We start from the raw sequence: 14301 nt of genomic DNA, 5'->3' as shown, positions 1-14301 counted from the left end.
GCTCGATCACCCCGACATTCATTTCGAAATTTTCTATGGCGCCTCCAATAACGAGCGCGCTTGGTGGGACAATCATCGCGCCTACGATCTGGGCTACCGCCCGACCGGCCGCGCCGAAGATTTCCGCGAACATGCTTTTGCCGAACAGGCCAAGCTCAGTCCGGATCCGGTCGGCGATTTCTATCAGGGCGGCGCTTTCTGCGGCATGGAGTTCGATGGCGACAAGAGGCGGATCATCGATCTGAAGTGAAGGATGGTGTTATTCCGGACGCGCCAACGGGTCGGCGCAATGCGCGGCCCGAAGACAAGCTCCGCGGCGATCCGGAATTTCGAAATTCAGGTGCGCGCTTGCGCACGAGGTTTGCCTCTTCGAGGCACCCCGGAATGATGTCATAAAAGCAATAAAGGAAAACATAAATGGCCGACGGCTTGCGCAAGGGACTGGCGAATTATGGCGATCCCGGCTTTTCGCTGTTTCTGCGCAAGGTCTTCATCAAGGCGATGGGCTATTCGGACGACGCGCTCAATCGCCCCATCGTCGGCATCACCAATACCTATAGCGACTACAATCCTTGTCACGGCAACGCGCCGCAGATCATCGAGGCGGTGAAGCGTGGCGTGATGCTGTCCGGCGCGATGCCGATGGTGTTTCCGACGATTTCGATCGCGGAAAGCTTTTCGCATCCGACCTCGATGTACCTGCGCAACCTGATGGCGATGGATACCGAGGAGATGATCCGCGCCCAACCGATGGATGCGGTCGTGGTGATCGGCGGTTGCGACAAGACCTTGCCGGCGCAAATCATGGCCGCGATCTCGGCCGACCTCCCGACCGTCGTCGTCCCCGTCGGCCCGATGGTGGTCGGCCATCACCGGGGCGAAGTGCTTGGCGCCTGTACCGATTGCCGAAGGCTGTGGGGCAAACACCGCGCCGGCGAAATCGACGACGTCGAGATTGAGGCGGTCTCATCGCGGCTCGCACCCTCGGTCGGCACCTGCATGGTGATGGGTACAGCAAGCACCATGGCCTGCGTCACCGAGGCGCTCGGCCTGTCGCTGCCGATGAGTGCGACGATTCCCGCACCCCATGCCGAGCGCTTTCGGCTGGCGGAGGCCAGCGGCAAGGTCGGCGCCGAAATGGCCAAGGCCAAGGGGCCGAAGCCGAGCGAGCTGTTGACGGCGTCTTCCTTTAGGAACGCGCAGGTGGTGATGCAGGCGATCGGCGGGTCGACCAACGGCCTCATTCATTTGACTGCGATCGCCAACCGCAGCCCGCATCGCATCGATCTGGCAGCCTTCGACAAGTTGGGCCGCGAAGTGCCGGTTCTGATCGACCTGAAGCCATCAGGTGCACACTACATGGAACATTTCCACCACGCCGGTGGGGTGCCGAAACTGATGGCCCAACTCGGCGATCTCATCGATCTCGACGCCAAGACGATCACCGGAGCTGCCTTGCGCGACGTGGTGGCGGGCGCCGAAGAAGTGCCGGGGCAGGACGTCATTCGCTCGCGAAAGAACCCGATCAAGGCAGAGGGATCGATGGCGGTCTTGCACGGCAACCTCGCGCCGCGCGGTGCCGTCATCAAGCAGTCGGCGGCAACGGCAAAACTGCTGCAGCACACCGGCCGTGCCGTGGTGTTCGAATCCGTCGAAGACATGACGTTGCGGGTGGACGATCCCGCACTGGAAGTTTCCGCCGATGACGTGCTGGTGCTGCGCAACGCCGGTCCGAAGGGTGCACCGGGCATGCCGGAGGCGGGCTATCTGCCGATCCCGACCAAGCTGTTGCGTGCGGGTGTGAAAGACATGGTGCGGATTTCGGATGCGCGAATGAGCGGTACCGCGTTCGGCACCATCGTGCTGCACATCACGCCGGAATCGGCCGTCGGCGGGCCGCTGGCGCTGGTGAAAACCGGCGACATGATCCGGCTCGACGTCAGCAAGCGCAGCATCGATCTCCTGGTCGACGCTGCCGAGCTCGAAAAGCGCCGTGCGGCACTCAAGCTGCCTAAGGCGGAATGGGCCAAGCGCGGCTACGCGCATCTGTTTAACGAGACCATTTTGCAGGCTGATGAAGGCTGCGATTTCGATTTCATGCGCGCCCAGGGAAAGTAAGAAGGGCAAGCCCGCCGGTCCAAAAGCAGCTCTCCACCCTCAGTTCGATTGACATCCCGACAAGGCCGATGGGATGATCCAAGAAAACAATCGGGGAGGGGGAGACGATGGCAAGCTTGGGCAAGCCTTTCGGAGCGGTCGTTGCCGCATTTCTGTTCACGGCTGCTGGCGCCACCGCGCAGGAGGTGAAGCATTACCGCTTCGCCTACGACCAGCCACATAGCACCGGCTACGGGATCCTCGGCGATATCTTTGCTGACAAGCTCAAGACGCTCAGCAAGGGCACGATGCTGATCGATCAATATCCCGGCGCGCAGCTGGGGCAGGAGCCGCAAGTGCTTCAGCTCGTGAAATCCGGCGATGTCGAGTTCTGCATTTCGTCTTCGGCCAATGCGGCGACGCTCTCGCCGGAGGCCGGCGTGATGTCGATGCACTTCCTGTTCCGCAACGAGGCCCATCTTGTCAAAGCGATCGCGGATCCCGAGGTCTCCAAAGCCGTCAAGGCGATGATTGCGGATACGGTGAAGGGCGCCCGGGTCATTGGGCTCGCCACACTCGGTCTGCGTCACATGTACTCCAAACGCGAAATCCGGAAGATCGAGGACATCAAGGGGCTGAAGGTGCGGGTTCAGGCGACGCCGACCGAGGACATCATGTTCCCGGCCTACGGCGCGCAGATCGTGCATATGCCGTTCGGCAGCGTCTATACGTCGTTGCAGACCGGGGTGGTGGACGTCGGCGAAAACGGCATCAACGTCTATCTCGCCAACAAGCACTACGAGGTCGCGCCCGTGCTGTCGTTGACGGAACACGAGGCCAACAACAGTCTGCTCTGGATCAGCGACAAACTGTGGAACAGCCTCACGCCGGAACAACAGGGCTGGGTGCAGGCCGCGGCCGACGAGGTCAACCGCACCCAACCCGCCAAGGCGCTCGAGCTCGAACATCAGTCGGCGGAAAAGTTGAAATCGATCGGGGTTAAGGTCGTCACCGATGTCGACAAGTCCGGATTTACCGCGATCGCCGATCCTTATCTCGACAAGCTCGCCAAGCAGCTCGGACCCCATGCCGAGAAAATCAAGAACCTGATCCGCGCCATCAACTGACGCGGCCCAAAAAATCAACGGGAGGAAGAGACGTTGCGTCACCAAGGAAAAATAGCAGGCCTGCTGGGTTTTGTCGTCGCAGCGATGTTTGCGGGCACGGCGGGCGCGCAAGAGGTCAAGCACTATCGCTTCGCGCACGACCAGCAGCTCAATTCGGGCTACAGCATCGCCTATGACATCTTCTCGGCCAAGCTCAAGGAATTGAGCAAGGGAACGATGCTGGTCGACCAATACCCGGGCGCGCAGCTCGGTCAAGAGTCGCAAATCCTGCAACTGGTGCGTTCGGGCGATATCGATTTTGCGATCGTATCCTCGGCCAATACGTCGACGATCTCGCCGCAGGCGGGCGTGATGTCGCTGCACTTTCTGTTTCGCAACGAAGATCATGACGTCAAGGCGCTCGGCGACCAGAAAGTGTTCGAGGCCGTTCACGACATGATCGAGGATACGGTCAAGGGGCTTCATGCGATTGGGCTTGGTACGCAGGGCTTCCGGCACTTCTACGGCAAGCGGGAAGTACGCAAGGTCGACGACCTCAAAGGGTACAAGGTTCGGGTGCAGGCCACCGCGACCGAAGACACGATGTTCGCCGCCTATGGCGCCCAGACCGTGCACATGCCGTTCGGCAGCGTCTATACCTCGCTACAGACGGGCGTGGTGGATTTCGGGGAGAATGCCGTCAACGTCTATCTCATCAATCGCCACTACGAGGTCGCGCCCGTCCTCTCCATGACCGAGCATGAAGCCAACAACGCCATCCTTTGGATCAGCGACAAGCTCTGGCAAAGCCTCAACGCCGAGCAGCGGGGCTGGGTACAAGCGGCCGCGCGGGACGTCAGCCTTCAGGAGCCGAAGCGGGCGTTTGACCTGGAGCGTGCCGCCGCCGCCAAGCTGCAAAAGATGGGCGTCAAGATCGTGACCGATGTTGACAAGACGGGATTTCAGAAAATCGCCGACCCCTATCTCGACAAGCTCGCCAAGGACCTCGGGCCTCATGCTGAGAAGATCAAGGACCTGATCAAGGCGATCAATTGAAACTCTCTCGCTGGTAGTCCCGGCGAACGCCGGGACCCGTATGCCGCGGCCTTCGAAGAGAGTGACGAGGTCGCCAACTTTCCTTCAATAATGGACGCCGGTGGTTATGGATCCCGGCGTTCGCCGGGACGACAAGAAGTTTATCGGTCGACGGGGAGTTGAAGAATGGCCATCGCCGACAAACTGGTCTTGCAGCGGCACCATCACCTGAAATGGCGCGCGCTCGATCGGCTCGAACTCGTGCTGATGATGGTGTGCGGGGCGCTATGTTTCGGCTTCTCGCTGTCCGTCTTGTTCGACATCGTCACCCGCACCATCGGCCATCCCTGGCTGTGGTTGCAGGAAGTCACCTCGACCCTTTTCATCTATGCGATTTTCATTGGCGCGGCGGCGGCGACCCGCCGCAACGATCATCTGTATCTGACCGCGATCTCGGATTCGCTGCATGGCATGCCGCGGATGATTGTCGAGATCATCATTCGCATCGTCGTGCTCGGCGTGGCGTTTTGCCTGATCTGGTTCGGCTATATCAACTACCTCCGCGGCTTCGGCAGCTTCCGCCTGCCGTCCGGCACGCCGATCGCCTCGCTCTATGCGGTGATTCCACTCTCCGCGATCTTGATCGCGTTGTTCACGGTCGAGCAGCTCGTCAACGGCATCCGCAACGGTTTCGACCATCCGGAGCCGGAAGAGGAGATGATCATCCCTCCTGTTGAGACTTTCTTCGATCGGAGGACGGGGCTGTGAGTGCGCCGATCGTCCTCGCATTGATGTCCTTCTGCTTCCTGTTCTTCGGCTATCTCGGTGTGCCCGTGCCGTTTTCGCTGATGGCGGGCGTTTTCGTCGGCGCGCTTTTGACCGATGTGTCGCTGGCGGCGATTGTTCAGAAGATCTTTGACGGCGTCGATTCGGAAGCTTTGCTGGCGATCCCGTTTTTCCTGCTGGTCGGCGAACTCATGAGCTCGGCCAACGTGGTCGTGCGGATAGCGAACCTGTCGCTGTCGCTGGTCGGCCATATCAAGGGCGGGCTGTCGCAGGTGGTCGTCGTCTTCAGCATGTTCTTTTCGGAAATGTCGGGCTCGACCACGGCCGATGTCGCGGTGATGAGCCGCGCGCTCGGCGGGCCGATGCGGCGCGAAGGCTACAGCCCCGATTTCATCGCCGCGATCATCGCTGCCGCATCGACCATCGCGGCATTGGTGCCGCCGAGCATCACCGCCGTGGTCTATGGCGCGGTCGGCAACGTCTCGATCGCAGGCCTGTTCATGGCCGGCTTCCTGCCGGGTCTCATGATCGGCATTGGCCTGATGATCTATTGCTACTTCTTCGGACCCGTCGGCTCACGCAAGCCGCGCGCTTCCATGCGCCAGGTCGTGTTCGCGACCGGGGACGCCGCGCTGCCGCTGATGATCCCGGTGATTTTGCTCGGTGGCATCCTCACCGGCTGGTTCACGCCGACGGAAGCCGGCGTGGTCGCGGTGCTCTGGATCATCGCAGTCGTGATTCCCGCGCTCAACCGGGGGCATATCAGGAAAATCCCATATGATTTCTGCCTGGCCGGGTTGATCTTCTCCTTGCCGCTGATCACGATCGGCGCCGCGAACGCGTTTGGCTGGATGCTCGCCTATCTGCGCGGCGCGATCGTGATCGCCGACTGGATCACGTCGATCGCCGGCAACAACCCGCAATACATGATGTTGCTGCTGGTACTGTTGTTCACCGTGGTCGGCGATTTCATCGAGCCGGTGCCGACCATCATCATCTTCATGCCGCTGGTGAATACGTTGACGCAGGCCGGCGACATCAACGGCGTGCACATGGGCGTGGTGCTGATTGCGACGCTCGCCTTCGGCATGATCACGCCGCCTTACGGGCTGGTGCTGTTGATGGCGTCGAAATTCGTCGGCGTGCCATTTTCCAAGGCTCTACGCGCGGCCCTGCCGATCTACGTCGTGTTCCTCGTGACCATCATCTTCACCATCTATTGTCCGAAGGTGGTGCTGTGGCTGCCCAAGCACGTGATCCCGGAGTCAGTCGGCTGCTTCAAGTCACCTGCGGGCACCGGCTATATCTGTCCGAATTGACGGCTTTTATGGCGGTCATGCCCCGCGAAGGCGGGGCATCCAGTTACCACGAGCGTCAGTCAATTGTTCCGCCGCAGGTTACTGGATCATCCGCCTTCGCGGATGATGACAGCCGGGCGAATGGCGCCGATGCCAGCTCACTTACCCTTGCGGGTGAACTTTTCGATCGCGGCGCGAGATTCATCGGTATGCATGCAGTCGATGATCGCGTCGCGCTCGGCGGCAAGCTGCTGCTCGATCGGGTTGGTTGGGGCGCGCTGGATCAGCATCTTGGTGGCGGCGATCGCTGGCGGCGTATTCCGGGCAAGCCGGTGCGCCAGTTCGCGCGTCGCGGCTTTCAGTTCCCCCGCCGGAACCACTTTCGCGACCAATCCCCATTGCATGGCCTGGGCGGCTGAAAAACTGTCCTCGGCCAGGAAAATCTGTAGCGCACGCCGCGGACCGACAGCGGCCGTGACGCCGACGGTACCCCCACCATCGGGAGATGCTCCGATTTTGCCATAGGCCGGGGTGAAGCGGGCATCCTCAGTGGCGATGCAGAGATCGGCCATGAAAGCGAGCGAGAGTCCGGCGCCGGCGGCCGAGCCATGGACGCTCGCCAGCACGATCTTGGGCATCCGCTGCAAGGCGGCGATGAAGGCGTGATAGTGGTGCAGCATTTCGCCGACGACGGGGGCGATCCTGTCGGCCGCTGCGGCAGCTCCAATCGTCTGAAGGTCGCCGCCGGCGCAAAACGCGCGGCCCGCGCCTTCGATTACCAGCACCCTGATGTCGTCGGAGGCCTCGATCTCGGCGGTCATGTCCTCAAGCCTTTTGGCGATCGTCAGATCGATCGAATTGAAACTCGCCGGGCGGTTGAGAGTGATCGTCGCAATCGGGCCATCGATTGCGAGCAGCGCCGGATCGGACGAGGGGGTGCTGGTTGCTTCTTGGGTTACAGCCATCGGAGAAGCCTCGGGGTCTTGGGGATGCGCCACATTTAAATCCCATCCAGCGGGTGGTGACAATCTCCGGCGGAGGCTGCAAGATGCCGGCAAAGCGCGGTAGCGGCCAACAGGGAGCAGGCGTCGTGGGCGTTCAGGCAGTGTTGAGCCGGCCGGTTTCGACCGCCGATCCGTTTTCGCACGGCTTTCTCAGTGATCCCTATCCGCATCACGAGGCCTTGCGCGAAGCCGGGCCGGTGGTGTGGCTCGAACGATATGGCATCTGGGCGATGGCCCGGCACGAACAGGTCCGCGATGCGCTGACGGACTGGCAGACCTATTGTTCGTCGGCGGGCGTGGGCCTGAGCGATTTCCGCAAGGAGCCGCCGTGGCGGCCGCCGAGCATCATTCTCGAAGCCGATCCGCCGCTGCATACGCGCACCCGCGCGGTGCTGACGCGCATCCTGTTGCCGGCGGCGATCAAGGTGTTGCGCGAGAGGTTCGAGCGCGAAGCTGAGGCGTTGATCGGGCGGCTGGTCGAACAACGCGAATTCGACGGCGTTGCCGATCTGGCCGAAGCCTATCCGCTGAAAGTATTTCCGGACGCGGTCGGGATCTCCGAGGAAGGCCGCGAGAACCTGCTGCCTTACGGCAGCATGGTGTTCAATTCGTTCGGCCCGCGGAACGATCTGTTTCAGCAGGCAATGGCCTGTGCCGGCCCGGTTCGCGAGTGGATCATGTCGAAATGCAGCCGCGCTGCGCTGGCGCCTGATGGCCTCGGCATGCAGATTTTCCATGCCGTCGATGCCGGCGAATTGTCCGAAGATGAAGCCGGGATGTTGGTGCGTTCGTTCCTGTCGGCTGGGATCGACACCACCGTCTACGGGCTTGGCAACGCGCTTTACTGCATGACGCGGTACCCCGAACAATGGCAAGCGCTTCGAAAGAATCCGAGCCTGATCCGCAACGCCTTTGAAGAGGTGTTGCGCTTCGAGGCGCCTTTGCAGACATTCTTCCGGACTACCACCCGGCCTGTCGAAGTCGGCGGTGTGCCACTTGGCGATGGAGAAAAGGTGCTGTTGTTCTTTGCATCCGCCAACCGCGATCCGCGCCGGTGGGAAAGGCCCGATACATTCGACGTCAGCCGTCGCGCGGCCGGGCACATGACCTTCGGCACCGGGATTCACGGCTGCGTCGGGCAGGCGGTGGCTCGCCTCGAGACAGAAGCGATATTGGGGGCGCTTGCAAAGCGCGTTGAATCGTTCGAATTAGTCGCGGAGCCGACGCGGCGATTGAACAATACGCTGCGTGGCTTCGACACCCTCCCGCTCCGCATCAAGACCGTCTGAGAGCATGACCCAAAAAACTGCTTTGATCGTCGGCGCCGGCCACGCCGGCTTCCAGGTTGCCGCTTCCTTGCGCCAGCATGGCTTTGGCGAACGAATCTGGCTGCTCAACGATGAGGCGCATCTGCCCTATCAGCGGCCGCCTCTGTCGAAAGCCTATCTCAAGGGCGAGGGCCGTCCCGACAGTCTGATGTTCCGGTCCGACAAGTTCTATCGCGATCAGAATATCGAATTGATCGGCGATCGCGCGGTTTCGATCGATCGCGCCGCGCAAAGGTTGCTGCTCGCCTCGGGTTCGTTCCTTGATTACGGGCATCTGGTGCTGGCGACCGGCGCCCGCAATCGTCTGCTCGATTTGCCCAACGCCAATCTGCCCGACGTGAAGTACTTGCGCATCCTCGACGAGAGCGAGGCGTTGCGGCAGCGTATCGGCACCGCAAAGCATGTGGCCGTGATCGGCGCGGGATTTATCGGCCTGGAATTCGCCGCCACCGCGCGGGCCAAGGGCCTCGAGGTCGATGTGATCGAACTAGGGTCGCGGGTGATGGCGCGCGCCGTCACCGCCGAGATCTCGGAATACTTTCAATCCCGGCACACCTCGGCCGGAATTCGCATTCACCTTGGCGTACAGGCGACCGGCATCGAAGCCGCGGATGGAAGGGTTGCCGGCGTCAGTCTCAGCGACGGCCGTCATATCCCGGCCGATCTGATCGTGGTTGGCGTCGGTGTCTTGCCGAATGTCGAGCTTGCCGCGGAAGCGGGCCTGCCGGTCGCGTCGGGTATTATCGTCAACGAGCATCTCTTGACCGCCGATCCCAATATTTCGGCGATCGGTGACTGCGCCCTGTTCGCAAGCCCGCGCTTTGGCGGTTCGCTGCGGCTTGAATCCGTGCAGAACGCCACCGATCAGGCGCGCTGCGTCGCGGCCCGGCTGACTGGTGACGCCAAGGTCTATGACGGCCTGCCGTGGTTCTGGAGCGACCAGAGCGACGACAAGCTTCAGATCGCCGGTCTCACCACCGGCTACGACCAGGTCGTGGTGCGCGGCGATCGGGAGGCGCGCTCGTTCTCGGCGTTCTGCTACAAGCAGGGCCAGTTGGTCGGCATCGAGTCGGTCAACCGCGCCGCCGACCACGTGTTCGGCCGCAAGATTCTCGGATTGAACCGCTCGATCGAACCGGAAAAGGCCGCCGACCCCGGCTTCGATCTGAAGGCGGCGCTGGCTTGAGGGAGCCAGAAATGCCTAATCCCAAAATTCCTTCTTGCGCCCGATCTGAAACTCCTGCTTGACGGTTTCGATGTCGGCAAGCGACGGCAGTCCGGCCTCGTTGCCGAGCCGCTGGATCTTGTATGCCGAGGCCGCGCGCGCAAATTCGAAATGGTCGTGCCAGCTTTTGCCGGGATTGTTGAGATACGAAAACACGTAAGCACCGTGAAATACATCACCGGCGCCGTTGGTATCGAGCACGCGCTCGCGCGGGATCGGAAGCGCGGGCATGGTGCGAACCGCCCCCGTTTCGTCGTACCAGAGCAGGCCTCTTTCGCCCTGGGTCACGCCGCCGACCCGGCAGCCGCGGCCCTTGAGGTAATCGAGCATTTTTTCCGGCGACATCTCCATCTGTTCGCAGAGCCGTTCGGCAACGATGGCGACGTCGATGAATTCCAACAGCTCATGGGTGTTGCTGCGCAGGCCGCCGCCGTCGAGCGAGGTCAGGATGCCGTCCTCGCGACACAGCTTGGCATAATGAATTGCGGCATCCGGCTGGTGACCGTCAACATGCAGCGCGCGACAGCCTTTGAGGTTGAGCACCGGAAAGGGGTGGATGTGTTCGTCGTCGCGGCAGCGGACGATAGCGCGCTTGCCGTCCTTCGGCATGATGAAGGAGAGCGAGGACGTGTTGACCTTGCGCGGGTGGATCGAGATGCCGTACTTCGCGCTCATGTCCTGGAACATCCGCCCCAGCCAGTCATTGGCGACGGTGGCGATCAGGTCCGGCACAATTCCGAGCTTGGCGCAGCAGAATGCCGCGGTGACCGCGTTGCCTCCGAAGGAGACCGCATAGGCGGAAGCGACGTGCTTCTCGTCGCCGGTCGGCATGTGGTCGGTAATGAACGTAACGTCGATATAGGTCTGTCCGATAAAGAGAGCCTGCATTCGCTATCCATCGTGGATGAGGGGGGTCCGGCCCGGCGGCCTACATTAGCACCGGTTTTGGCTGGCGATTCGCTGAAAATATTCGCAAGACCGCCTTCTTGGTTGCTAGAGATGGCGCCATGTGGCTGGACCGCCGCTCCGGTGCGGCCGTCCGTCATTCGCGCTGACATCAACGATCTGCGGCCGTTCCGGTTTCCCTGAGCAAGACACTAGGGGAGTGGATTTGACATTCGCTACCCCGTAGCCGCGCATTCGGAAAGCGAATGTCAAATCCAAAACTCCACTGGAAGCCAATATTTACTAGTGGTCCTTTGATTCTAACATTTGCAAAAAGTGCCAGCCAGAGTGGGATGCAAATGCTAGAATCGGACCACTAGGAGGCGTCGATGACCGTGCATTCCAGTCGCGTGATCTCCGGCCTCGATCATGTCGTGGTGCTGGTTGAGGACATCAAGGCTGGCGCCAAAGCTTGTGAGCTCTTGCTCGGGCGCAGCCCCTCCTGGCGAAGCGACGGCGACGGCTCAAAGACCGTATTGTTCACCCTCGATAACATGTCGCTTGAGCTGATGGCGCCGGCCGGCGATACGCCGGCGGCCGGTCGCATTCGCGAGATTATCGGACGGTCGGGCGAGGGTCTCGCGAGTCTTTGTTTTGGGGTAAGCGACATTGCGAAAGCGTATCGCCGGCTCGATCGGGTGGCGCTGAAACCGGAGCCGATCGCCGAGGTCGAAAGCCATAATCCTGACTCGGGTTCGATCCTGCATTGGAAGCGTACCCGCGCCGCGACCGATCTCACGCGGGGAGTACGGATGTTCTTTCTCGAACTGGCCAAGGCGCGGCCGCATTCGGCCGCAACGTCGCCCTCGCCGGTTCTGGGGCTCGATCACGTCGTGATTTCGACCGGGGATCCCGAGCGCGCCGCCGCACTCTACGGTGCGCGGCTCGGCCTCGATATGGCGCTCGACCGATCGCATCAGGAGTGGGGCCAATTGATGTTCTTCCGCTGTGGCGATCTGATCGTCGAAGTGGTGAAGCGGCCGGTCGCCGATGCCGACCCGACGCACGACAAGTTATGGGGATTGAGCTGGCGGGTTGCCGATATTGACGCCACGCGTGCGCGGCTCGTCGCGGCTGGCATCAACGTCTCGGAGGTTCGCGCAGGCCGCAAGCCGGGCACGCGGGTGATGAGCGTGCGGGGCGGCACCTGCGGCGTTCACACGCTGCTGCTGGAGCGGACGGCGGGGTGATTTGCTTTCTTGCTTCGGGAGAAGGGAAAGAGACGGCTGCGCGACAGCCGCGATCGCGGGACGCCCTGCTCGACGTGGTTCATTTTCTCGACCGCGCGTGCTACAGCGAAACGCAAGATTAAAGTATTTTCAGGCGCGCTTCCGGCGTCGGCGGGATTGTGCAAGTTGACCAGAACCAGGCCAAACCAGAAGTGGCAGCGTGATCCGGAAGGAATGCGGCTTCGTATTCTCGAGGCGGCGAAGGAGGAATTTGCCGCTCACGGGCTTGCCGGTGCACGGGTCGACCGGATCGCGGCCAAGGCCGGCGCCAACAAGCGCATGCTTTATTATCACGTCGGCAAGAAGGACGAGCTTTATCTCACCGTGCTCGAAGGCGCCTATGAGAAGATCAGGGTCGAGGAGCGCGGGCTCGACCTCGAACACCTCGATCCGCCCGAGGCGATCGAGCGCCTGATCCATTTTACCTGGAATTATTTCCTGAGGAATCCCGAGTTCCTGGCGCTGCTCAACACCGAAAACCTTGCGAAAGCGCGCCATCTCAAGCGCTCCGCCAAGGTGAAGTCGATGCACTCGCCGTTCGTCGAAATGATCAGCACCGTCGTGCAACGGGGTGTGCGAAGCGGCGACTTCGTCGTCGCGGTCGATCCGGTGCAGCTTTATATTTCGATCGCCGCGTTGTGCTTTTTTTATCTGTCGAACAGCGCGACCCTGAGCGTAATTTTCGGCCGCGATCTTCTGAACGAAGAGGCGAGAGACGAGCGCCTCGATCATATGGTCGCGCTGGTGCTGGCGGCGCTGACCGGTAAATCCCTTGCGGCCTTCGGCAAGCAAAAGGCGCAGGCAATGCCTGCGCCAGTTCTTTCCATCGCAAAGTAACGTGTAAGTTGATCGGGTCAGTTACCCGCGCCAGTCAGATCATCCTAGCGAGATCCCCAATAAGGCGGTCCCATATTCCGGTCGATCGATCCGGGGTATTGGCCATCGCCATAGGGGCCGCCCCATCCGGTCGGATAGGTCGGTTCGGCGATGCCGAAGTCGAAGTGATCGAAGTCCTGGGCAGTCATGAACCTTCCATGACCGTAGTTATCGCCGGTGGGCAGATATCTATTCGGGACGTACTCCCTCGCCATGGCCGGTCCCGCGATCGTCATTGCAAGTACCACAGCACCAATCAATCTGAATTTCATCATAATCAATCTCCTGCGACGGCCTGTAACGGCGGACCTGTCAACAAGCGGAACAACGCGCCTTCGTCGCAAAAAGGCAGCTGTTGTCCGGTTGGTGCAGAGATAACTCCCGAACACGGCACACGCGCCGCCGTTGCTCCCTAAAATTCTGTTTACTGTCCGATAGGAACGTCGGCTGCGAAACCGCAAAAGCGCTGGACAGTATTTATCCAACGGGTTAATTTCCAAGAAAATCGAGCACGACGGGGGCGCGAGGGGCAATGTCGAAAGCGTTGAACGCGGCCTGGGTGCGGCCGTTTTTGTTCCTGATTTTCATCGTCATCGCCTGGGATCTGTCGATCCGGTTGTTCAAGATTCCCGCATATCAAATTCCCGCGCCCGCTGATGTCGTCGCGGTGCTGTGGCAGGATTGGCCGGAACTCGCCCGCCAATCCTGGCCAACTACCTACGCGACCATCTGGGGCTTCGTCTTGTCGGCGCTGTTCGGCATTCCCGCCGCCATGCTGATCGCGGGATCCAGGACGGTCGAGAGCTACGTCTATCCGCTGCTCGTGTTCTCGCAATCGGTGCCGAAGATTGCGATCGCGCCGCTGTTCGTGGTCTGGTTCGGCTTTGGCATCCTGCCGAAAATCATCTCGGCTTTCCTGCTTGGATTTTTCCCCGTGGTGGTTTCCGCGGTGCAGGGATTCAAGTCGGTCGATCCCGACATGGTGGATCTTGCGCGCGCCATGCAGGGCAGCCGCTTTCATGTTTTCCGCGCGGTCAATTTTCCGCATGCGCTGCCTGCGATTTTCTCCGGCCTGAAGGTTTCCATCACGCTCGCTGTCGTCGGCGCCGTCGTTGGCGAATTCGTCGGCTCCAATTCCGGCATCGGCTACGTCTTGCAGCGTTCGATCGGCACCTTCGATCTGCCGACGATGTTTGCGGCGCTGGTGATCCTGGCGCTGCTCGGCGTGGTGCTGTTCTGGATCGTCGACCGCATCGAGCGCCTGGTGGTGCCGTGGCACGTCAGCCAGCGCGAGGACATCATCGTCGCCGCTTGAGCGGGTCATAAGGGTTTAAGAAGCCGTCAAGGGGCTGCTCAAGAATATAGCTGGGAG

The 14301-nt window shown here is 61.2% G+C and carries 13 protein-coding genes and 1 pseudogene; 11 read left to right on the top strand and 3 right to left on the bottom strand.

The features are described from left to right. The 6 genes and pseudogenes from WB528_RS12895 to WB528_RS12870 form a co-directional block, all read left to right on the top strand. Window positions 1-250 (top strand): annotated as a pseudogene (locus tag WB528_RS12895) (NAD-dependent epimerase/dehydratase family protein); the annotation flags it as partial. A gap of 167 nt (window positions 251-417) precedes the next feature. Continuing rightward, complete coding sequence (locus WB528_RS12890) at window positions 418-2118, top strand: IlvD/Edd family dehydratase (RefSeq protein WP_423888796.1); 1701 nt, start codon at window positions 418-420, stop codon at window positions 2116-2118. Window positions 2119-2225: 107 nt separating this feature from the next. Continuing rightward, window positions 2226-3224 (top strand): TRAP transporter substrate-binding protein, encoded by a 999-nt coding sequence (locus WB528_RS12885; RefSeq protein WP_423888795.1) that lies wholly within the window; start codon window positions 2226-2228, stop codon window positions 3222-3224. A gap of 84 nt (window positions 3225-3308) precedes the next feature. Further along, window positions 3309-4259, top strand: coding sequence for a TRAP transporter substrate-binding protein (locus WB528_RS12880; protein WP_423888800.1), 951 nt, complete (start codon window positions 3309-3311; stop codon window positions 4257-4259). A gap of 165 nt (window positions 4260-4424) precedes the next feature. Continuing rightward, entirely contained in the window at window positions 4425-5006 is a 582-nt protein-coding gene (locus tag WB528_RS12875) for a TRAP transporter small permease (protein WP_423888794.1), read from the top strand. After that, window positions 5003-6343: a TRAP transporter large permease gene (locus tag WB528_RS12870; RefSeq protein WP_423888793.1), complete on the top strand. Its 1341-nt coding sequence runs from the start codon at window positions 5003-5005 to the stop codon at window positions 6341-6343. The genes WB528_RS12875 and WB528_RS12870 overlap by 4 nt, the downstream gene beginning before the upstream one ends. Window positions 6344-6480: 137 nt before the next feature. Here the strand turns inward: WB528_RS12870 and WB528_RS12865 are convergent, their stop codons facing one another. Beyond that, complete coding sequence (locus WB528_RS12865; protein ID WP_423888792.1) at window positions 6481-7287, bottom strand: enoyl-CoA hydratase/isomerase family protein; 807 nt, start codon at window positions 7285-7287, stop codon at window positions 6481-6483. Between the two features lie 83 nt (window positions 7288-7370). Between WB528_RS12865 and WB528_RS12860 the strand changes: the two genes are divergently transcribed. Together WB528_RS12860 and WB528_RS12855 are read left to right on the top strand one after the other, a co-directional pair. Then, on the top strand, window positions 7371-8615 hold the full coding sequence (locus WB528_RS12860) for a cytochrome P450 (protein ID WP_423888791.1): 1245 nt from the start codon (window positions 7371-7373) through the stop codon (window positions 8613-8615). A gap of 4 nt (window positions 8616-8619) precedes the next feature. Further along, entirely contained in the window at window positions 8620-9840 is a 1221-nt protein-coding gene (locus tag WB528_RS12855; RefSeq protein ID WP_423888790.1) for an NAD(P)/FAD-dependent oxidoreductase, read from the top strand. Window positions 9841-9855: 15 nt separating this feature from the next. Here WB528_RS12855 and WB528_RS12850 read toward each other — a convergent pair whose 3' ends face one another. Continuing rightward, on the bottom strand, window positions 9856-10767 hold the full coding sequence (locus WB528_RS12850; protein WP_423888789.1) for a sugar kinase: 912 nt from the start codon (window positions 10765-10767) through the stop codon (window positions 9856-9858). 407 nt (window positions 10768-11174) lie between these two features. On the opposite strand from WB528_RS12850, the gene WB528_RS12845 reads away from it, so the two are divergent. Further along, complete coding sequence (locus WB528_RS12845) at window positions 11175-12014, top strand: VOC family protein (protein WP_423888799.1); 840 nt, start codon at window positions 11175-11177, stop codon at window positions 12012-12014. A gap of 213 nt (window positions 12015-12227) precedes the next feature. Then, window positions 12228-12890 carry a TetR family transcriptional regulator gene (locus WB528_RS12840; RefSeq protein WP_423888798.1) on the top strand — a complete coding sequence of 221 codons (663 nt, stop codon included), beginning with the start codon at window positions 12228-12230 and terminating at the stop codon, window positions 12888-12890. A 44-nt stretch (window positions 12891-12934) separates the two neighbouring features. Here the strand turns inward: WB528_RS12840 and WB528_RS12835 are convergent, their stop codons facing one another. After that, window positions 12935-13204 (bottom strand): hypothetical protein, encoded by a 270-nt coding sequence (locus WB528_RS12835; protein ID WP_423888788.1) that lies wholly within the window; start codon window positions 13202-13204, stop codon window positions 12935-12937. 257 nt (window positions 13205-13461) lie between these two features. Here WB528_RS12835 and WB528_RS12830 point away from each other — a divergent pair, with 257 nt between their 5' ends. Next, a complete protein-coding gene (locus tag WB528_RS12830; protein ID WP_423888787.1) occupies window positions 13462-14244 on the top strand; it encodes an ABC transporter permease in 783 nt (260 codons plus the stop codon). Window positions 14245-14301 lie beyond the last annotated feature (57 nt).

The organism is Bradyrhizobium sp., assembly GCF_049586575.1.
Classification (GTDB): domain Bacteria; phylum Pseudomonadota; class Alphaproteobacteria; order Rhizobiales; family Xanthobacteraceae; genus Bradyrhizobium.
This window is presented reverse-complemented; position numbering and strand designations above follow the sequence as displayed.